Origin of the sequence: Streptomyces sp. x-19 (genome assembly GCF_046549115.1) — a bacterium.
GTDB lineage: Bacteria > Actinomycetota > Actinomycetes > Streptomycetales > Streptomycetaceae > Streptomyces > Streptomyces albulus_C.
Genome location: NZ_JAJPWK010000004.1, coordinates 292313 through 311933, shown reverse-complemented (window position 1 = coordinate 311933; position 19621 = coordinate 292313). Strand labels below are relative to the sequence as shown.

The 19621-nt window shown below is 70.5% G+C and carries 14 protein-coding genes and 2 pseudogenes; 11 read left to right on the top strand and 5 right to left on the bottom strand.

All coding sequences use genetic code 11. From position 1 onward, the window contains the following. Positions 1-120 precede the first annotated feature (120 nt). From ACLJT4_RS13975 to ACLJT4_RS13960, 4 genes and pseudogenes are all read left to right on the top strand, one after another. Complete coding sequence (locus ACLJT4_RS13975) at positions 121-687, top strand: hemerythrin domain-containing protein (RefSeq protein WP_411122624.1); 567 nt, start codon at positions 121-123, stop codon at positions 685-687. Then, positions 684-1376: a UdgX family uracil-DNA binding protein gene (locus ACLJT4_RS13970; protein ID WP_411122623.1), complete on the top strand. Its 693-nt coding sequence runs from the start codon at positions 684-686 to the stop codon at positions 1374-1376. Before ACLJT4_RS13975 ends, ACLJT4_RS13970 begins: the two co-directional genes overlap by 4 nt. Positions 1377-1528: 152 nt before the next feature. Continuing rightward, positions 1529-2227, top strand: a pseudogene (locus tag ACLJT4_RS13965) (ATP-binding protein); the annotation flags it as partial. A 298-nt stretch (positions 2228-2525) separates the two neighbouring features. After that, the gene (locus ACLJT4_RS13960) at positions 2526-2837 is read left to right on the top strand and encodes a hypothetical protein (RefSeq protein ID WP_411122622.1); all 312 of its coding nucleotides are present in this window, start codon (positions 2526-2528) and stop codon (positions 2835-2837) included. Between the two features lie 85 nt (positions 2838-2922). Here the strand turns inward: ACLJT4_RS13960 and ACLJT4_RS13955 are convergent, their stop codons facing one another. The 3 genes from ACLJT4_RS13955 to ACLJT4_RS13945 form a co-directional block, all read right to left on the bottom strand. Beyond that, positions 2923-3810: a thioesterase II family protein gene (locus ACLJT4_RS13955; RefSeq protein WP_411122621.1), complete on the bottom strand. Its 888-nt coding sequence runs from the start codon at positions 3808-3810 to the stop codon at positions 2923-2925. Beyond that, on the bottom strand, positions 3807-11525 hold the full coding sequence (locus ACLJT4_RS13950; protein WP_411122620.1) for an SDR family NAD(P)-dependent oxidoreductase: 7719 nt from the start codon (positions 11523-11525) through the stop codon (positions 3807-3809). The genes ACLJT4_RS13955 and ACLJT4_RS13950 overlap by 4 nt, the downstream gene beginning before the upstream one ends. A 143-nt stretch (positions 11526-11668) precedes the next feature. Further along, positions 11669-12514 carry a class I SAM-dependent methyltransferase gene (locus ACLJT4_RS13945; RefSeq protein ID WP_411122619.1) on the bottom strand — a complete coding sequence of 282 codons (846 nt, stop codon included), beginning with the start codon at positions 12512-12514 and terminating at the stop codon, positions 11669-11671. Between the two features lie 253 nt (positions 12515-12767). On the opposite strand from ACLJT4_RS13945, the gene ACLJT4_RS13940 reads away from it, so the two are divergent. From ACLJT4_RS13940 to ACLJT4_RS13915, 6 genes and pseudogenes are all read left to right on the top strand, one after another. Next, a complete protein-coding gene (locus tag ACLJT4_RS13940; RefSeq protein WP_411122618.1) occupies positions 12768-12938 on the top strand; it encodes a helix-turn-helix domain-containing protein in 171 nt (56 codons plus the stop codon). Positions 12939-12989: 51 nt separating this feature from the next. Continuing rightward, a complete protein-coding gene (locus tag ACLJT4_RS13935) occupies positions 12990-13262 on the top strand; it encodes a helix-turn-helix domain-containing protein (protein WP_411122617.1) in 273 nt (90 codons plus the stop codon). Then, positions 13220-13540: pseudogene (locus ACLJT4_RS13930) on the top strand (transposase); the annotation flags it as partial. The gene ACLJT4_RS13935 and the pseudogene ACLJT4_RS13930, both read left to right, overlap by 43 nt. An 83-nt stretch (positions 13541-13623) precedes the next feature. Further along, on the top strand, positions 13624-13770 hold the full coding sequence (locus tag ACLJT4_RS13925) for a PmrA (protein WP_411122616.1): 147 nt from the start codon (positions 13624-13626) through the stop codon (positions 13768-13770). A 249-nt stretch (positions 13771-14019) separates the two neighbouring features. After that, complete coding sequence (locus ACLJT4_RS13920; RefSeq protein WP_411122615.1) at positions 14020-14955, top strand: zinc-binding dehydrogenase; 936 nt, start codon at positions 14020-14022, stop codon at positions 14953-14955. Positions 14956-15025: 70 nt separating this feature from the next. After that, positions 15026-15943, top strand: coding sequence for a cupin domain-containing protein (locus ACLJT4_RS13915; protein WP_411122614.1), 918 nt, complete (start codon positions 15026-15028; stop codon positions 15941-15943). A 994-nt stretch (positions 15944-16937) separates the two neighbouring features. On the opposite strand, the gene ACLJT4_RS13910 is transcribed toward ACLJT4_RS13915, so the two are convergent. Beyond that, entirely contained in the window at positions 16938-17774 is an 837-nt protein-coding gene (locus ACLJT4_RS13910; protein ID WP_411122612.1) for a HipA family kinase, read from the bottom strand. Between the two features lie 126 nt (positions 17775-17900). On the opposite strand from ACLJT4_RS13910, the gene ACLJT4_RS13905 reads away from it, so the two are divergent. Next, on the top strand, positions 17901-18119 hold the full coding sequence (locus ACLJT4_RS13905) for a hypothetical protein (protein ID WP_411122611.1): 219 nt from the start codon (positions 17901-17903) through the stop codon (positions 18117-18119). A 99-nt stretch (positions 18120-18218) separates the two neighbouring features. Here the strand turns inward: ACLJT4_RS13905 and ACLJT4_RS13900 are convergent, their stop codons facing one another. Then, on the bottom strand, positions 18219-19232 hold the full coding sequence (locus ACLJT4_RS13900) for an NADPH:quinone reductase (RefSeq protein WP_411122610.1): 1014 nt from the start codon (positions 19230-19232) through the stop codon (positions 18219-18221). Between the last annotated feature and the right edge of the window lie 389 nt (positions 19233-19621).

Below are 19621 nucleotides of genomic sequence, written 5' to 3'. Positions count from 1 at the left end.
GGCCCGACTCGACGCCTGATATTTCAGCGGACGCCAGCGTTGATGTCTCGTGCGCCTGGCCACTCGTGGCGGGCCGGGCGCACGGTCGCTCTCCACCACACCAGACGGAGGCGCACGCGTATGGAACACGGTGGCGACGTCATCGCCGAGTTGATGTCCGACCACAGGACGGTCGAAGCGCTGTTCTCGCAATTCGAGGGAACACCCCCTGGATCCGACGCCCGCAAACGGCTCGCGGACGACATCACGATCGAGTTGGTGCGGCACGCGGTAGCGGAGGAGGAACACCTCTACCCGGCGGTCCGGGACCACCTGGAGGGTGGCGAGGCCCTGGCTGACAGGGAGGTCGCCGACCACGAGCGAGTCGAACAGCTCCTGAAGGAGCTGGAGGGCTGCGAACCTCAAGCCCTGGACTTCAACCGGCTCATGGTGAAGGTACGGACCGAAGTCACCGCACATGTTCGTGACGAGGAGAGGACGCTGTTCCCTCTGCTCCGTGAGGGCGTTCACCCTTTCATCCTGGAAAGTCTGGGGAGGAAGGTTCGTGAGGCGAAGAAGACGGCCCCCACTCGACCTCACCCCTCGGTGCCAAGCACCCCGCCCGCCAACAAGTTGCTTGCTCCGGGGCTGGGCCTGGTGGACCGGACACGAGACTTCCTGTCGGGACGTGGTCAGGGGCGCCCGTGACCACGTCGGATGGGTCGGAGTACGACGCCGGCCCGTACCTGCCTCGACGCGGAGGGCTCCCGGCCCATCGACGTGCAGCAGCAGATTGCCGTGGCTGCCCGCTGTTCCGAAACGCCTCACAAACGGTGTTCGGTGTGGGTACGGCTCGCGCCCGCCTCATGCTCGTTGGCGAACAGCCGGGTGACCAGGAAGACCGCCAAGGGAAGCCGTTCGTCGGACCAGCCGGGGGTTTGCTGGACAGGGCTCTGCGGGAGGCTGGCCTCGATGCGGACCAGTCGTACTTCACCAATGCCGTGAAGCATTTCAAGTTCTCCGTGGCGACGCGGAGCAAGCGTCGTATCCACAAACCGCCCAGTCTGCGGGAGATGGCCGCTTGTCGCCCCTGGTTGGCCGCTGAACTGCGGCTGGTGGCCCCTGAGGTGGTCGTGGCCCTCGGGGCCACGGCCGGCAAGGCCCTGCTGGGCCCGTCGTTCCGCGTGTCGAAGGACCGCGGCATGCTCATCCCGCTGGTGCTGGAGAAAGCGGCCCGTGATGGCGCCGGGACGGAAACGAGCTTGCACGAGCGGGCCATGGTCGTCGCCACGCTCCACCCCGCGGCGGTTCTGCGTGCCGAGGACCGCGAAGCGCCCTACGCGGGGCTCGTTTCGGATCTGCGGGTGGCTGCCGAGGCATTGGAGCGGCATTCCTAGCCGGCACATCTGCCGGCACCGCCAGGGGCGGGTGATCTCCGGGAGCGGCAGTATCACCCGGGCGACGCCTGGCCTGGTCCAGAGCGGGTGTGGCGTTCACCGGTGGCCGGACGCCGATACTCCCCCCACACAGAAGCCTGCCGGTCCGACAGTTGCCCCCGACACCGAAGAGCGTGGTGTTGGCCCGGCAGTTCGTCTGGACGGCTCTCAAGGGCACTGCACCCGAAATGACGCCTACCGCCGAGTTGCCGGCCGGTGAGCTGGTGTCCAACGCGGTGCTGCACGCGCGTACCGAGATCGAGGTGCGTGCCTGGGCGGACGACGGCCGGGTCGCCGTGCGGGTGTCCGACCGACGCCCGGAGCGCGGCCTGGTGCCGCACGAACGGCATCCGTACGCCTGCACTGGGCGCGGCCTGGCCCTGGTGGAGGAGTTGGCCTCCAGTCACGGCGTGCGCATCGGGGAGGACCACAAGACGGTCTGGTTCGAGCTGTGGCCCGAGGCGCCGGCGCCTCCCGCCTCGGCCTGGGAGGCCGCGGTCCCCTCTGGACGCACCGCCACCGTGACGTTGATCGACCTGCCGTACGCGCTCTACCGGGGTGCGCAGCAGCATGGGGAAGGGCTGCTGCGCGAACTACAGTTGGCCGCGGCCTATGGGGCGTGCCCCTTGCTCGACGTGGTGGCACCTGCGGCGAAGGCGGCGATCCGCGCGCTGGGGATCACCGCCGGCGTCAGCCACGTCGAGATCCGCCTGGTCGACGGCCGCCCCCGCATTGTCGAAGTCAACGGTCGCCTGGCCGGCGACATGATCAGCCATTTGGTCCACCTCGCAACGGGCGGGGATCGCCCCCGTCGGCGGTGAGCAAGAGACGGTCGCCTGGAGCGCGGTGGAAGTGGACGCGCTCAAGCCACGGTGGGTGCGGGCCGTCGTAGTGGAGGTGGGTCAGGGTGCCGGAGGTGTCGGGGTAGATCAGGTGGATCACGGCGGCCGAGGTCCTCGTGGGGGTGAGGTCGGGGGTGCGATCGCAGGCGATCGCATCGGCTACCTCATCACCACCGCCCCACCGCCGCCACGCGCATCGAGACCGCACTCGACCACCTCAGCGTCCGCGTCGAGTCGGCCTCGCCCGCCCGCGACCTTCCGGACACACATGGCTGACCACCACACCATCGACGGAGACGTCTACGTCTCCCCGCGCTACCTCGCCCCCGTCGTCCGCTACACGGAGCACCTCCACCGCAGCCTCGCGCAACGGGCCCACCTCACCCCCATCCAGCCACCGAAACCCCCGGCCCCCACCCCGCTCGACGTTCAACGCGCCGCCCGCCGCCTCCCACCCGCACCGCGCACGCGCAGCGTGCCCCGCTGGAGCACCACCACGCGCTGGCACGGCTACGGCCGCCGCCGAGGCCGACCGAACCTCTCACCACCACCTCGCTCATTCCGGCCGAGCGCGACGTAGTGGACGTCGGCGCCGGCGCCGACGTCCACTACGTTCTCACTGGTCAACGGCGCGTCTTCCTCGATCGGACGTCGCGCGAAACGGTTTACCGTCTCCCGTGCTCCGTTCCGAGGTTGCTGACCGGACACTCCCCCGCATGTGAGCCGGGGCCGTTGACTGGACAGACCCACCCTCGCAGGGAGGTGACGATATCGGCGGAGAGTCGGGAGCTGAGGGCTTCGACCTCGTCCAGGGGGTAGGTGTGGTTGCCGGGAAAGAGGCGCGGTGCGGCCGGTTGGCTGCTGATGTCGTTCCAGCCGGCCAAGGCCTCCCGGGAGATGACGGGGTCGTCCTCGCCTCCGTAGAGGGCGAGTTGGGTGTCCAGGGGTGGCCCCTGGTGGGGCGGGCACTGCAGGGCGAGCAGGAGGTCGGCCATCATCGGAATCCAGGTGTTGATCAACGCCCTGGGGTCGCGCTCGGCGTGGTCGGGCAGGCGGCCGAAGAGCTTCTCGATCTCCTTCCGGCCGCCGAGCAGGACGTCCGGGGCCCGTGCGGTGAAGTCGGGGTGGTGGGGGGCTGCCATGGCGGACAAGGCGAGCAGAGTGGGCGGGCGGCGCCCCTGCCGGGTGAGGCATGTGACGGTCTCGTAGGCGATGAGAGCGCCCACGCTGTGACCGAACACGGCATACGGGTGGCCGTCGTCGTCCCGGTCGATGCGTTCCGCGAGGAGCTGCCCGAGGCGGTGCGGGTCGGTGTGCACCGGCGTGCCGGTGGCACGTCCACGTCCGGGCAGTTGCAGGGCGAGCAGGCTGACGGCCGGCGGCAGGTAGGAGGTGAAGGCTTGGAAGTAGGGGGCGCTCATCCCCGCGGGCGGCATGCAGTAGAGGCGCAGGAGGTGTTCGTCGCCGGAGGCCGGGCGCAGGGCCACGAAGTCCGGCTGGTCGATGGAGGTGGTGGGGCGGGGTGCGCTGTGCGTCGGGATGCGGGCGTTCATGCCTGGTCACTCCGCTCGGGGCCGGAGAACGTCTCGGTGGGCTCGGGGGAACCCGGCTGCTGGATGCGGTGCAGGGCTCGCTTGGCTATGTCAGAGAGGTGGGGGGCGCCCATCAGTTCCAGCGTGGGGATCTCGCAGCCGAGATGTCTGCGCAGCGCCGTGGAGAGTTCGAGGAACATCAGGGAGTCGATGCCGAGCAGGTCCAGGCGGCAGGTGCGGTCGAGGCGGTCCACGGGGGTGTGCAGGACGGCGGCGGCAAGCTCGGCGACCTTGTCCTCGATCAGGTCGATGGCCTCGCCGTCGCTCATCGCGGCCAGTTTGCCGCGCAAGGTGGTGAGACTGTCGGTGCTCACCTGATGCCGCTGGAGCAGTGCGCCGGTCCTGGGCGCCGCGAGGCGGGGCAGGACGCGGCTGATGCTGTCCCAGTCGAAGCGGCCCAGTGCGACGACGGGGCCCGTCCGAGTGTCGAGAAGCCGGTCGAGTGCGGTGAGCGCGTCGGTGGCGGTGACGGGTGCCATGCCGTAGGAGGCCATCTCCTCGATACGTCCGGTGCGGTGGACGAATCCGGCGTCCGCGATGACACCCCATTGGACGGAGAGGGCGGGCCTGCCGCGTCGGTGCCGCGCTCGGATCAGCGCTTCCGTCGCGGCGTTGGCGGCCACGTAGGGGGCTTGCTGGATGTTGCCGTCGAGGGCGGCTATCGAGCTGTAGGCGAGGAAGAAGTCGGGATCGTGTTCCTCCGCGAAAGCTTCGAGCACATGAAGTCCCGTGATCTTGGGGGTGAGAACGGTTTCCAGGTGGGTGTCGGTCACGTCGACCAAGGGAGCGTCCTTGAGAACCATGGCGGCGTGCACGACACCGCCCAGACGCCGTTCCCCCAGGGCGGTGCGCACGGAATCGAGGGCACCGGGCCGGGTGATGTCGGCGCCGTGCACGGTGACCTCGGCCCCCGCGGTGCGAAGCTCGTCAAGAAGTGTCGCGGCACCGGGCGTTCGAGCGCCACGGCGTCCGATGAGATGGAGATGGCGGGCGCCGCGTGCGGCGAGGTGTCGAGCCGTGGCGGCGCCGAATCCTGCCAGGCCACCGGTGACGACGTAAGCGGCGTCGGCGTCCAGTGCGCTCGGCGGCCCGCAGTCGAGGACCGGCGGCGGGGCGTCGAAGCTTATGACGATCTTCCCGATGTGCCGGGCGTGGTGCAGCAGGCTGAACGCCTCACCGAAGCGGTGCGCGGGGAAGGTGTGATGGGGCGCCGGCCTCCAGCGGCCCGTGGCGACGGCTTCTGCCAGCTGAGTGAAGTGGCGCCGGACCACGGGCGTCCGCCGGTCGTGCAGGTCCAGGGTGTCCACGCCGAAGAACGAGACGTTGCGGGCCAGGGGGGAAACGGGCACTGGTTCGTCCCGCTCGGCATCGCGTCGGCCGAGTTCGATGAAGCGTCCCTGCGGGGCGAGCAGATGCAGGCTGCGCAGGCGGGCCTCGCCGGGCAGAGAGTTCAGGACGACGTCGACACCGCGGCCGTCGGTCAGGTCTGCGACCTGCTCGGCGAAGTCCAGGGTGCGCGAGTCCAGCACGTGCTCGACGCCCAGCAGGCGCAGCAGGCTCCGTTTGGCGGGGGTGCCGGCCGTGGCGATGACGTGCGCGCCGGTCCGCTGGGCGAGTTGCAGGGCGGCCAACCCCACGCCCCCGGCGGCAGCGTGCACGAGGACGGTGTCGTCCTCGGTGAGGCCGGCGCACTGCTGGAGAGCGTGGTGGGCGGTGAGGAACGCGGTGGGCAGGGTGGCTGCCGCGGTGAATTCCATGGTGTCGGGCAGCGGTATGACGTGATCGCTGGAGGCGAGGACGTGGGAGGCCAGGGCGGTGTGGGCCATGGCAGCGACACGGTCGCCCGGTGCGAGACGGGTGACGCCGGGGCCGACCGCGGTGATGGTGCCCGCGCAGTCCAGGCCGAGGCCGAGGAAGCCGTGGCGCCGGGCTGCGGGCAGGGAACTGTCACCGGTCGCGGTCAGCAGGTCGTGGTGGTTCAGCGCTGCCGCGGCGGTTCGGATGAGGACTTCTCCTGCGGCCGGGCGGAGCGCGGGGGCGGCGTGCCAGGTGAAGAGGGGATGCCGTCCGGGGGCGTCCACGTGCAGGGCGTAGTGGGACTCGGATCCGGAGGTGGCCTCGGTGTCGGGCAGTGAGGTGACACGCGTGGCGAAGCGCCCGTGCGGCGTGAGGACCACCTCGTCGTCGACGAGCTCCTCGGGGCTGCCCGCCGCGGCTGCGCTGCCCTCGAGGTGGTGCAGTTCGTGCAGGAGCCGCTGCAGGGTGCCGTCGTCGCCGGGATCGGTCAAGGCGATGCGCCGTACGCTCAGTGCGGGATGTTCGTTGGCCAGGCTTCGCGCGGCGCCCCACAGGGGGGCGGCATGGGGGGAGGGCGGCGGGGTGGGTGGCAGCTGACCGCCGGCGTCGACGATCCAGACGCGCAGACTTTCTTCGCGGGTCTGGGCACTCCGGGTCCAGGCACGGGTGAGGTCACGCAGTGCGGCAAGCTGCCGGACGCCGTGGTCGGTGTGTTGCTGCGGCCCTGTGTGGTCGGCTGGCTCAGCGAGGAGGATCACGTCGCTCACCGGTCGGGCGGGACGGAGGCCGTCTGCCGCACCGGTCAGTTCACGGGTCCAGGAGTCCGCACCGCTTGCCTCGGTGATGTGCTGGACGCGGCCGTCGGGGCTTGAGGCGAGCAGCGCTCGGGTCAGCCGGGTCACCAACTCGGTGGGGGCGTCGGCGGTGGGTGTGCTCAGCAGCCAGGACCGGTGCGTCGCGTTGTCGAGAGTCGCCTGGGCGGCGGAGGGCCGTCGCCCCTCCGATGCGGTGGGAGGAGGAGTACGGTCCGCCGTCTTCTCGGGGACGGAGTGGGCGGTGCGCTCTGCCACGATGAGGGACACGTAGGGCCGGTCCGCTGCGGTGTCGTCGTACTGCCCGGTGGTTGCGAAGCCGCAGTCGGCGAGGAGTTCGGGCCAGCGGTCGTAGGGCACCAGTGGGCCCTCGGGGCGGACGCCCTGGTCGGTGGAGAGCCAGAAGGAGTCCAGCAGGCCGAACACCGGGGCCAGGAGTTCCACGCTGTGGGTCTCCAGGGCGATCAGCTGGCCGCCGTCGGCGAGCAGGGTGGCCGTGGAGCGAAGGGCGCGGGAGATGTCGCTCGTGGCGTGCAGGATGTTCGCGGCGATGACGAGGTCGTAGACGCCTGGTTCGAAGCCTTGGGCCACGGGGTCACCGTCTGCGTCCAGCACCTGGTGGGTGAGGAAGTCGTAGGCGTGGAAGCGCTTCTGGGCGGCGGGGAAGAAGGCGGGTGAGACGTCGGTGAAGGTGTAGTGGACACGCTCGGACGGCAGGTGCGGCAGGAGGGCGGCGGTGGTGGCGCCGGTGCCCGCCCCCACTTCGAGGATGCGCAGCGGCCGGTCGGCGGGCCACCGCTCGACGATGTCGCGAACCCAGCGGACGAGCGCATGGGTGTGCGGAGCGAAGAAGGTGCTGGCCTCGTAGAACCGTTGGACGAGGTTGTCGGACTCGGAGAAGAGCAGTTCCAGAGGGTTGGCGTCACCGGTGAGGACATCGGCGAGACGGCCCGCGCACACACCGTAGGTGAGGACGGTGACGGCCTGACCGGGAAAGTCCTCGAGCAGACGGCTGAACAGCTCTTCGGGGCGTGGCGCGGCCGGAATGCTCCAGGCGTCGGGCCCGGTGGCGGTGAGGGTGCCGTGGCTGACGGCCTGGAGCAGCAGGACGTCGAGGAGCTTCGCGTGCCTGGGCTCGACTCCCGCGTCGACGAGGTCGGTCAGGCCGAACGAGGAATGCTTCCGGGTCGGGAGCAGGTGGCGCACGGCCTGGGCCGTGAAGTGGGCGCAGACTTCGAGCAGACGGGGCCGGAGCGCGTCGCTGATCCGGTGCAGCCGACTCAGGTCGGCGTCCTCCTCTGCCCTGACGACTGCCGGAAGTGACCGCGGGTCAGGAAGCGGGCTCCGGGCGGGTCCGGGCTGGCCGGGTACGGGCGCCGCGCGCAGGACTTCGGTGAGGCGGTCCAGCTCGTCCGCGGTCGCGGTCTCGAACCGTCGCAGTTCGCAGCCGAGCAGTTCCATGCACACGTCACCGTCGTCGTTGCACACGGTGATGTCCCACCGGGCGTCGGCGCCGGTGGCGCGGGTGACGTGGGTGAAGCCGGAGGAGGGCAGGGCCTGCCAGCTGCGGACGGTGGTGATGCGGGCAGGCAGGAACGGGGCAGGCCGGGCCGCGGTGAACATCAGCGGCAGGCAGGTCTGCAGGGCGCCGTCCACCAGTGTGGGGTGGGCGATGACTCCGTGTCCGGGCTCCGTCGGCGCGGTGGACTCGTAGCGTGCCAGGCTCTCGTCCGGCCCGGTGTACAGGTGTGTGACGGTCCGGAACGCCGGCCCGTAGTCGAGCCCGGCCCGGCGGGCGGCTGCGTAGTGCTCAAGGCCGGGGCGCTTGTCCGGCAGGCGGCGTTCCAGGGCGGCGATGTCCAGGCAGGGAGGCTGCGGGCGTAGCAGACTCCGCACACCGGCGCGGACGTGCTCGGTCCAGTCCTGTTCACCCGTGCGGCTTCGGATGGTGAGCCTGCCGTCCTGGGCGAGGTGGGTGGCCAGGTGGACGTCGTCCGAGTCCGAGGGGCTCGCCGAGCCGGCGCTCCAGTCGAGGGTCAGGGCCCGGTCGATGGCCAGGCCGGTGATTTCGAGTGGTGCGTCGTGCCGGCTCCGCGCGGCGGCCAGGGCCATCTCCACGAAGCCCGCGGCGGGCCAGACGACAGCGTCTGCGACCCGGTGGTCTTCGATCCAGGACAGCCGGTCGGTGTCCAGACGGTTCAGCCACGCAGCTTCCGGCCCGGCCTGGCGGGCTCCGAGGAGGGGATGGCCACCGGTGGTGTCCCCACCAGGGGTGTCCTCCTGCCACCAGGACTGGTCGCCGTTCCAGTGCCGCTCGCGCTGCCACGTCACCGCCGGCAGGTCGGCCACCGCGCCGGGGCGGGGGAAGTAGCTGTCCCAGTCCACCGCCGCCCCGGCGGCGAGTACCCGCAGGACGGTCTGTCGCAGTGCGTCCGCGTTGGCGAACGTCCGGGACAGTGTGGGGACGATGACCCCGGGGGCGTGGGCTTCGCCGGTGGGACGTCGCAGATAGGCGGTCAGCACGGGGTGGGGGCCGATCTCGACCAGGACGTCGCAGGCGGCGTCGCCGGCTGTCAGTACGGTGGCGGCCTCGTGGAAGCGGACGGGGCGGCGGATGTTGGCCCACCAGTATGCGGCGTCCAGGTCGTCTCCTGAACCGGTGCGGCCGGTCACCGTGGAGATCATGGGTATACGGAAGGACCCCGGGGCCAGGGATTCCAGTGCACGGGTCAGCTGGTCGCGCACGGGGTCCATGGCCGCCGTGTGGAAGGCGTAGTCCAGGCCCAGGTCGCGGAAGAAGACGCCGTCGGAATCCAGTGCGGCGCCAAGGGCCGCGAGGTCCTCGTGCGAGCCTGCGAGGGTGACGTCCTGGTCGGAGTTGATCGCGGCGATCTCCACGCGGTCGTGCAGCCGATCCCGCTCGAGCCGTTCCCTGGCGGCATGTTCGCTCAGGCCCACCGCGGCCATTCCCCCCGATCCTGCGGTGGCGGCCTGCGCCAGGCTGCGGGCGGCGATGACACGGCAGGCCTGGGCCCGGGTGAGGCCGCCTGCGCAGTACGCGGCGGCCACTTCCCCGACGCTGTGTCCCATGACGGCGTGCGGATCGACGCCCCGGGCGGACAGTGCGGCGACCAGACCCGCCTGCACGGCGAACAGCACCGGCTGCGCGACTTCCGTACGGTCCCAGCGGGAGGCGTCGGGACGGGCCAGCTCCTCGCGCACACTCCAGCCGAGCAGGGGCTCAAGTTCGCTGCTGACGGCTTCGACTTCCGTGGTGAAGGCGCTGTCCTGGCCGAGGAGTTCGGCCCCCATGCCCGCCCACTGCGAGCCGTTCCCGCAGAAGACGAAGCCGATCCGGCCTCCGCCCACGAGGCGTTCGGTGGCAGTGTCGATCCCCTGGCCTCGTGCCGCCCGGGCCAGGACTTCGGCGGCCTGGGTGAGGTCGGTCGCGAAGAAGGCCGTGCGGTGGCGGCGCCGGGTCCGTCGTCGGCACGAGGTGTAGGCGGCGGCGTACAGGGCCTCGGGCCCCTGTGAGGGATCGGCGGCCAGTGCGGTGAAGTGCTCCGCCCAGGACTCCAGGGTGGCGGTCAGCGCCTGGGGCGTGTGCGCGGAGACGATGACCGGCAGCGGCCGTGCCGCGGTGCTGACGGCCGGCACCGCGGCGACCTCGCCCACCCCGGCGTTGTCGGCGGCATCCGCCAGGGCTGGTGCCGCGGCCGGTACAGGCGGTGAGGCGAGGACGGCGTGCGCGTTGGCACCGCCGATGCCGAAGGAGTTGATGCCGACCACGACACGGCTGGTGCCGGGGACGGGACGGGCGGCGAGTACCGGTCGCAGACCGAGGCGGTCGAAGTCGATCTTCGGGTTGGGGGGATCGGCGTGCAGAGTCTGCGGTATGGAACGAGATTGGATCACGACCAGCGACTTCAGGAGCCCCGCCATCCCGGCCGCTGCCTCAAGGTGCCCGAGATTGGACTTGATCGAACCGATCGGAAGCGGTGCGTCGGCACGGTGGCTGCCGAGTACCTCCCCCAGCGCCGCGGACTCGACGGGGTCGCCGACCAGGGTTCCGGTGCCGTGCGCCTCCAGGTAGGACACCTCACGCGGGTCGATGCCGGCGGTGGCGTACACGCGGCGCAGGAGTGCTGCCTGGGTGCGTGCACTCGGCGCGGACAGGCCCACGGTGCGCCCGTCGGAGTTGAGTGCGGTGGCCAGGATGACGGCGTGCACCCGGTCGCCGTCGGCGAGCGCCGCGGCCACGGGTTTCAGGACGAGCATCACAGCGCCCTCGGAGCGTACGAAGCCGTCGGCGGCGGCTCCGAAGGGGTGGCAACGCCCCGTCGGGGAGAGCACTCCGGCCTGCTCGAAGCCGACGAAGAGGCCCGGTGACAGCATCAGGTTCACCGCGCCCGCCAGGGCGAGCGGGCTGCGTCCGGTACGCAGGTGCTCGCATGCCTGGTGCAGCGCGGTCAGGCCGGAGGAGCAGGCGGTGTCCACGGCGTTGGACGGGCCGGTCAGATCCAGTTCGTACGAGACGCGGTTGGCCGTGGTCGACAGGAATCCGCCGGTCGCGGTGTAGGGGTTGCTCGAACGCAGGCGGCGGGCCTGCAGGTCGGCGTAGTCATGGCTGGAGACGCCGGTGACGACGGCGGTTTCGCTGCCCGCCAGGGAATTGATGTCGAGGGCGGCGTCGTCGAGGGCCTCGACCGCGCACTCGAGCAGCAGACGCTGCTGCGGGTCGATACGGGAGGCTTCCCTGGGAGTGACGCCGAAGTACGAGGTGTCAAAGCCGGTGACTTCCGGTTCGGGCAGGAAACCGCCCGCCGTGGAGTGGAACTTACCCGGTTTCCCGGGACCACGGGCTTGATGGGCGCTGAGGTCGAAGCGGTCCGGGGGCATGGTGCCGACCAGGTCGCGCCCTTCGTGCAGGGCCTGGCCGAGCTGGTCCAACCGGTGGATGCCGCCCGGCAGGCGCAGGCCCACCCCGACCACCGCCACCGCATCAGCAGGCAGGCAGGCTGGATCGGAGGCGGTGGTGTACGCAGAGGAGGGACGGGGTTCAGCCATGGGGGTCTCCGTGTAAGCGGTGCAGGTCCGGGTCTCAGTAATGGTGACGCAACAACTGGGGATGTTGGTTCGGCAGTCACGTACTGAGGCGATTGTTCGGACCAGGCCGCGGTGTCCACTCCCGGAGCCGTCAGGCCGAGGCGCTACCCTGTCGGCCGCACGGGCTTCCGGCCCCATACGGAGACGGCGTTCATGCCGAGATCCGTGAAGCCCGGATGGTCGATCAGAGACAGCGCCGCGTCCAACTCGCCGGCCAGGGCGGCACTGCTCAGGGCCGCGAAGTCGCGGAGTTGGGCAAACGACAGACGCCAGAACTCATCCGCAGGACCGCCGTCACCGATCATCACCGGCTGCACCCTCATGCCGCCGAAGGTGAAGCCGCCGTCGGTCACCAGGGCTTGCAACCGTCGGCCCAGGCGGAGATCGCTGCCCTGGGAGACCCCGAGGGTCTGCTCGGCAAGGCGCAGCCCCTGACGCATCACCGGGTGAGGGGAGGCATCGGCGGGCCCCAGGTCGAGGTCCTCGACCAGGAGGAGACCACCGGGACTCAGCCACTCGGCCATGGCGGCCAGCACGTGTGCGGGGTCGGCCAGATGACACAGGACCATCCGGGCGTGGATCACCTCGAAGGAGTCGGCGGGAAAGCCGTCCTGGGTCACATCGTGGCGCAGCACGGTGATGCGCTCTTCGGCCGCAAGCCTCTCGAAGAAGCGGGTGTCGATATCCGTCGCGGTGACGTCACCGTTCGGACAGACCCGGGCCAGTATGCGGGCCACCGACCCCGCACCTGCCCCGACTTCCAGACAACGGGCCGTGGCGGGCACGCCTGCCTGCCTCAAGTATCGCTCGGTGAGCGGATCCCACAGGTCCTCCAGTGCACGCAGCCGGCCCTGCTCACCGGCCTTCTGATGCCCGAAAGCCCCGGCCTCGTAGCCGGGCGCCGTCTCGGGACCGGGCCGGCGCCCGGTGACGGGGGTGAGTCGGGTCATGGAAAGGCCTCCCTGGGCCGAGTATCGAATGTGCTGGTCACAGCCACTCGTCGAGGGTCGCTACACGGGCGGCCGCCTCCGCGGCCGGACCGCGAGCCTGACGGGTCTCGTGGCCACGGAACGGTACCTCTTGCGGTGATCAATGCCGCACCCGACCGCCTGCGAGGCTTGCACGCCCAGCGGGACCTCTACTGAGGCTTGATATGGGGGTTGACGGCCCGTCGGGTGGTGCTATCTCACGGATATGGAGGAGATGGGGCTGACGTGTGAGGGGCGTCTGCAGCGGGAGAAGCTCCGGTTGCAGGCGGCCGAGTGGTTCGAAGAGGGCATCGCCCAGGCAGAGACAGCCCGGCGGTTGGGGGCTTCCCGGCAGGCCGTGCACGTCTGGCGGAAGAAGTGGAGGAACGGCGGGATCCAGGCATGACGTTCCTCAGGGCCGTCGGGCAGGCGCCCGCTGGTCTCCGAGGACGAATTGATGCAGGTCGCAGAGGCGTTGAAGCAGGGACCTGCCGCACACGGCTTCACCGGGCAGGTGTGGACCCTGGCTCGGATCCGCCCGGTGATCAAGGAGACGACCGGTGCCGAGTACACCAGCCCGTCCGGGGTGTGGCGACTGCTGAAGCGACACGGCTGGCCACGTCAGATCCCCAGGCACCGGGCCTATGAACGCGACGAGAAGGCGGTGATGACCTGGCGGAGCGAGGTGTGGCCCCAGGTAAAACCACAGCCGAGCACCGCAAAGCAGTGATCGTCCTCTCAGACGAATCCGGTCTGTCGCTGCTGCCACCGGTGCGACGGACCTGGGCACCCGCCGGCCAGACCCCAACTTCGGAGATGCGGACGGGGCAGCGGCCCAAGGTCTCCGTCGTCGGATGGTGTTGCTACAGCCTCGGTCAGCCAGCCCGTTACTTCTACCGGGTCGTACCTGGATCAGTCACCGACCGCATCCTGATCCGCCAGTTACGCCAGGTGCACCGGTCTCTCGGCCGCCCGATCGTCTTGATCTGGGACAACCTCAGCAGCCGTCGCAGCCGCCGGATGCGCGTTCGCCGCCCGCAGCCACTGGCCGAGGTCCTGCCGCGCTGTGGCGGGAAGCCGATCTCCCGCAGGTGGACTTGGAGACCGCCACCCCGATGCTCCTGGCCCGCTACCGCCACGCCTTCGTCCTCTCCCTGGGGCGGTACGCCCGCCCCGGCGTTGACGCGGTCGCCTGGTACGTCGCCCAGCGTGTCCCCGCCGCCCGACGGAAGCGCTGACGCCTCAAGGTCATTACGTTGCCGGGCATGTCTGTGCCCGGCGCAGCGTCATCCACCGGACGGGTGCAGGGCTCGACGTGCCGCGAGTCGCGCTGACACAGATCGTCAACTGATTGATTCTCACTGGTCTGGTCACTGTTCCGGTCCTGCGTAGGGTTCCAAGAAGGCGGCAGTGAGGCATGTGCGCACTCGATCTGTTGCCGCGCCGAGTGTTCAGGCACGTCCAGGAGAGAAGGGAACACACCCCCTATGCGCGCCCTTGTGGTCGATCACAGTGAGGCCGGACCCATCCGGTTCGCCGATGTCGATGAGCCCGTACCGTCCACCGGCGAGGCGTTGGTGGAGATACGACACATCGGTCTCAACTTCGGAGAGCTGAATTACGTGCACCAGTGGCCGGCCGGCGTCGTGCACGGTCACGACGCGGCCGGCGTCGTGGTGCGCGCCGCGTCCGACGGCTCGGGGCCGCCCGAAGGTACGCGCGTCGCAGTGGGGATGGCTCCCCACGCGTGGGCGGAGCGGGTGGCGGTCAGCCCCGCCTCGCTCGGCACCGTCCCCGAGGGCGTGGACCTGGCCGACGCCGCCGCGCTGGGGATCGCCGGAGTCACCGCGTTGCGGGTGCTGCGCAAGCGTTCCCTGCTGGCGCGCGACGTTCTGGTCACCGGCGCCAGCGGGGGCGTGGGGCACTTCGCCGTCCAGTTGGCGGCGCTGGGGGGCGCCCGGGTGACGGCACTCGTCGGTTCGCCGGAGCGGGCCGCCGGACTCCGTGAACTCGGCGCCGACAAGGTCCTGACCGACCTGGCCGAGACCGGGGACAGGTTCCACCTCGTCCTGGACACGGTCGGCGGGCCGCTGGTGGCCCAGGCGTGGAGTTCCCTCGCCGAGGGCGGCACCATCCACCTGGTCGGTTACTCCTCGGGGCAGGAAACGACCTTCCCGTCGGCGGGCCGCTCCGGCGAACCGACGAGTGCGGCCTTGTTCGGCTTCGGCGAACCCCGCAGCATCACCACCTACGGCGACATGACGCCGACCAGCGGGGAGTTGACAGACCTGCTGGGCCTCATGGCCGCCGGGAGACTCTCGGCACCGGTCGGACTGCGCGGCGACTGGCAGGACGTGGACGACGCCGTGCAGGCGCTGTTCTCGCGGAAGGTGCACGGAAAGGCCGTTCTCGACGTTGTCTGAAGCTGTGGACGAGGACACATGCGCCTCACCTGCCGGTGGGCGGTTCGCGGTGGTGGGCGAGAATGGACCCATGGACGTGCTGGCGGAGGTCTTGCGTGTTTCGGGTGCGCGTGGGGCGCTCGGGGTCATGCTGAAGGCCGGAGGGACCTGGGGCATGTGGCTGGACTCCTCTCCGGGAGCGGCACTGCACGTGGTGTCCCGCGGCACCGTGTGGCTCCACGTCACGGGCGAGAAACCTCTTCAGGTGCGGGCCGGAGACGCCGTCCTGGTATCGCCGGGCACCGCACACGGGATAGCCGGCGGCGCCAGCATGACGATGGGTTCCTGCGACCGTGAGGCGGCGGCCCGGGCTTTTGGCGATGGCCGAGCCCTGCGGCTGGGCTCGGCGCCGGTGCAGACGGAGGTGATCGTCCTGCGCTACGAGCAGGACCCGGAGGTGCGCACCCCGGTCCTTACCTCCCTCGCTCGGCCGATGCACGTCACAGCCCGGGAGAACGCGCAGCTCAGAAGGACCGTCGAACTTCTCGCTGCTGAGCTCGCGCAGCCGCAGATCGGCACCACCGCGGCCGTCAACAGCATCGTCGACCTTCTGCTCGTCCAGTTCGTACGCGCCTGGCTGGCCCGCCACCCGCAGGAGCAGTCTGGCTCGTGGTTGGGAGCGATGCGTGATCCGGTCGTGCGCGACGCCCTGGCATGTGTCCACGCCCAACCGGAACACCCCTGGACCACGGAGACCTTGGCCGCCGCGACGAACGTCTCCCGGGCGACGCTGTCCAGGCGTTTCCGGTCCGCCCTCGGACAGACGCCGGGCGCGTACGTGACGCAGTGGCGCATCGACCTGGCGTCCGTCCGACTCCGCGACACCGACGAGCCGGTCGAGTCGATCTCCGGCGCGGTCGGCTACGCCTCTCCGCACGCTTTCAGCCGTGCCTTCAGGCGTGCCCGAGGCACGTCCCCAGGCGAGTACCGTTCCCGACTGCGCAAGTGATCCGGCCTCGGGACTGATGAGCTCGCATGTGCGGAGCCGGCCTGGACAACACCGGCGACACTGGTGGAACCACGCTCCTGCAGGCCCTCCTCGCCGCACGGGAGCCGAGTTCGCAGCTGAGCCGGTATGGCAAGGGCGCCATGCTGTGCTCGCGCCCCAGAGCGGCCCGAGGCATCAACGAGCTGGGCCCGCTTGCCGGCTGGGGTGGCATCAGCTTTGCATGTAGCCCATTTCTGGAGCTCTGCGACGACCTCGGGGGCGGCCGGTTTTGTGATGCGAGGTGGGCTGCGAGGTCCACGGTCGTGGCGTCCGGGTGGTCGGCGAGGCAGCGGAAGGTGTAGCCGTGCTGGGACGTAGCCGTTCGTCCACGAGATCGGCCAGGCGGCGTGGAAGTGCTCGGTCGTCGAAATCGCCGCGCGAGCCGGCGGCAAGCTGTACTTCGCGCTGCCCAAGGGCGCGAAGACCCGTCCCGCCGACCTGCCTGGCTCGGTGGCGGAGGAGCTGAAGGAGCACGCAGAGGCGTTTCCGTCGGCAGAGGTGGAACTCCTGTGGGGGAGTCCGTAGTGACTGTCGCGCGGTGGCTCGGGCACTCATTCCCGGCCATCATGCTCGGTTGCTATGCCCACTTCATGCCGGTGGCCGGAAGTAAAGGTCGAACCGCCATTGACGGGCTACTTGGGCGAGAGGGGTGATCTGTGTGCCTGTCGATTCTCCCCAGATTCTCCCCAGGGCCGATTTCGGGGTGAGTGCCTCCCGCCGTAGTTGGCGCGAGCAGGCAGCGGCGGCCGTCTGGTCGGCCTCCCTCGCGGGCGGCTGACGCCCGGCTGAGCGTGCCACACCCACTGCTCTTTCGCAGTGAGGAGGGCAACCCTGCATCGGACCCGACTCGCGGCGCTCGCCATCACGGTGCCGCTCGACCACCGTCACGCCGACGGGCGAACGATCGACGTCGAGGTGTCCCGTCTGGCGAGCACGAAACCCTGCACTCATCCGGTCACCCTCGTCGGCGGCCCGTTCGTCCGGTCGGTGGGGGGAATTCCGTCGGGAGCCAGTGGGTGGAGGCTTTGGCTCGGGCTGTGAGGTGGGTGACGTAGGCATTGCGGACGTCGGCTGTGGTGGTGAAGCCTGGTTCGTCGGTCAGCCAGGCGTCGGGGACGGTGGAGACCACTTCGTGTAGGAGTTCGGTGGTGATGCGTGGGGTGAACTCGGCGTTGGCTGTGGCCATTTCGGGTTGGTGGGGGCCGAGTGCGTGGTGGCGGAGGTCGTAAGCCTTGGCGGCCGTGTTGGTTGCGGTGTCCCAGCGGTGGTGGAAGACGAGGGCGGCGCCGTGGTCGATGAGCCAGAGGCGGGGGCGCTGGTGGCCGGAGGGCGGCCAGGTCATGAGGTTGGGGCTGTGTGTGGTGCGGTCGACGTTGGCGGTGAAGGCGTCGAGCCAGATGATGCGGGCGGCTTCGATGGGGTCGATGTCGAGGGTGTTGGGTCCGGTGGGGGTGTAGTCGGTGGCTCCTGGGAGGTAGTCCATGCCGAGGTTGAGTCCGGCGCTGGCGTGCAGGAGGTCCTGGACTTCTTGGTGTGGTTCGTTGGCGGCGACCGCGGGGTCGAAGTCGACCAGTACCAGTTCGGGTACCCGCAGTCCCAGGCGTCGGGCCAGCTCGCCCACGATGATCTCGGCCACCAGTGCCTTGCGTCCCTGTGCGGACCCGGTGAACTTCACGACGTACGTCCCCAGGTCGTCGGCCTCGACGACACCGGGCACGGAGCCGCCGTTCCGCAGCGGCGTCACGTACCGGACGGCCGTCACGGTGCGCAGTCCGCCCGAAGGACTCTCCATGCGTGTCCGCCCCTGCCCCGTCGCCGCTCCGGTCGCCCGTGCCGCGCCTCGCCAAAAACTGCAATGCACTGCAAATATACAACGCGCTACAGTTTCTGTGAGCTGCTACGAGAGGGGACGACGGCGATGACGACGCAGGGGCACGACGCCGCGGTGCGGCGGGCCAACGCGGCCCTGGAGACCTACACGCTCTCCGGCGACGGCTGGCGCGACAGCCCCGGCGAGACCTTGCAGCACGTCCTCGCCGACTTGCTGCACTGGTGCGCAGACACCCAGCGCGACTTCGACGCCGCCCTGGAGCGGGCGCGTGCCCGGTACACCGGAGAACGCCCCTCGCGCGGGTAGGCGGGGTGGCTGTGGGCGGTACGCCTCGGCCGGCAGGTCCCCTCCTCGCGTCCTCGCGCGAGGAGGGGACCTGCCTCGTTTCGCCGCGAGGCGGGGTGGTCACGGGACGTCGATCAGGACCTTCCCGACCACGCCCCGTTCGAGCGCGGCGTGGGCGTCGGCGGTGCGCTCCAACGGGAAGCGGTGCAGCGCCAATCCCGCCTCCTCGCCCACGCGCAGGGCGCCCGCGTCCACGGCTGCCGCGACGTCGGTGACCGCCTGCTGTTTCGCCGCGGGCGGCACGGTGTAGACGAAGACGCCCTGCCAGCGCAGGTTCGCCGGCAGGGCGGAGAGCACCGGGACGGTGAGGTGTTCGTCCTTACCGCCCGAGTAGTAGGCCACCACGGCGCCCGGTGCGGCGATCGCGACGTCGAGGGCGGCGTTGGTGCCCGGCGCGACCTCCACGACGATGTCGACGCCCTCGGGGGCGAGGGCGCGGATCTCCGTGGCCGCCTCCTGCGTCCGGTAGTTGACCACCTGGTGGGCGCCGGCCGCGCTCGCCAGCGCGGCCTTGGCGGGACTGCTGACCGTGCTGATCACCTGTGCCCCGGCCCAGCGGGCCAGTTGGACGGCCGCGTTGCCGACCGCACCGGCGCCGCCGGCCACCAGCACCGTCGCGCCGCGCAGCGTGCCGGGCGCGAGGTGCCCGGGGCCGCCGTCGTGAACGGTCAGCGCCCGGTGGGCGGTCAGGGCCGGGATGCCCAGCGCCGCGCCGAGGTCGAACGGCGCGTGGTCGGGGAGGGCGACGGCGTGCCGGTCGGGGACGAGCGTGTACTGCTGTGCCGTCCCCCAGGGGCGTTGCCAGGCGGCCTCCCAGACCCACACCCGCTCACCGACCCGCGTCGGCTCGACCCCCGGACCCACGGCGTCGATCACGCCGGCACCGTCCTGGTGGGGCACCTGCTCCGTGGTGCCGGGCGGTAGCGGGCGCCGACGGCTGCGCCAGTCGGTGGGGTTGACGCCCGAGACGTGTACGCGCACGCGCACCTCGCCCGGGCCGGGCTCGGGCACCGGACGTTCGACCAGTTGCAGGACCTCGGGGCCGCCGGCCGCCGTCTGGATGACGGACTTCATTTCGCACCTTTCCTTCGCTCGACTTGGGGAACCGCCGGCGGGCGCCTGGCGCCACCGTGCGGACACCCGCTGAACTCCGCGGCGGTGCGGAGTATTTCCGGCAGGGGCATTCCCGTCACCGGACCGAGGGCAAGCCTTTGCCGTAGCTCGGTGTCCCTTTGACGCAGGGTTCACTACTTTTCCCTACAGAGCCACCACTCAACGGGGTGGCATCACTGAGTGCACGTGCGCAACTCATCACCGGCAGACTGGGCGCCCTGATGGGGCGTCACCGCCGTTGCAGCATAAATGTCATGTACGTGCCATTCCTTGCGGGGTCTGCCTGTTCGCTTGCGGGTGCGCAGGCATGCGGACGCGTGGGCGGACGTGCACGACACGCAACGCGGTCC

Excerpts from the sequence above, each read along its gene's own strand:
- ACLJT4_RS13905 (WP_411122611.1), top strand. The coding sequence starts at position 17,901 with ATGACGACGCAGGGGCACGACGCCGCGGTGCGGCGGGCCAACGCGGCC.
- ACLJT4_RS13960 (WP_411122622.1), top strand. The coding sequence starts at position 2,526 with ATGGCTGACCACCACACCATCGACGGAGACGTCTACGTCTCCCCGCGC.
- ACLJT4_RS13940 (WP_411122618.1), top strand. The coding sequence starts at position 12,768 with ATGGGGCTGACGTGTGAGGGGCGTCTGCAGCGGGAGAAGCTCCGGTTG.
- ACLJT4_RS13920 (WP_411122615.1), top strand. The coding sequence starts at position 14,020 with ATGCGCGCCCTTGTGGTCGATCACAGTGAGGCCGGACCCATCCGGTTC.
- ACLJT4_RS13900 (WP_411122610.1), bottom strand. The coding sequence starts at position 19,232 with ATGAAGTCCGTCATCCAGACGGCGGCCGGCGGCCCCGAGGTCCTGCAA.
- ACLJT4_RS13975 (WP_411122624.1), top strand. The coding sequence starts at position 121 with ATGGAACACGGTGGCGACGTCATCGCCGAGTTGATGTCCGACCACAGG.
- ACLJT4_RS13935 (WP_411122617.1), top strand. The coding sequence starts at position 12,990 with ATGCAGGTCGCAGAGGCGTTGAAGCAGGGACCTGCCGCACACGGCTTC.
- ACLJT4_RS13915 (WP_411122614.1), top strand. The coding sequence starts at position 15,026 with ATGGACGTGCTGGCGGAGGTCTTGCGTGTTTCGGGTGCGCGTGGGGCG.
- ACLJT4_RS13955 (WP_411122621.1), bottom strand. The coding sequence starts at position 3,810 with ATGAACGCCCGCATCCCGACGCACAGCGCACCCCGCCCCACCACCTCC.
- ACLJT4_RS13950 (WP_411122620.1), bottom strand. The coding sequence starts at position 11,525 with ATGGCTGAACCCCGTCCCTCCTCTGCGTACACCACCGCCTCCGATCCA.
- ACLJT4_RS13945 (WP_411122619.1), bottom strand. The coding sequence starts at position 12,514 with ATGACCCGACTCACCCCCGTCACCGGGCGCCGGCCCGGTCCCGAGACG.
- ACLJT4_RS13910 (WP_411122612.1), bottom strand. The coding sequence starts at position 17,774 with ATGGAGAGTCCTTCGGGCGGACTGCGCACCGTGACGGCCGTCCGGTAC.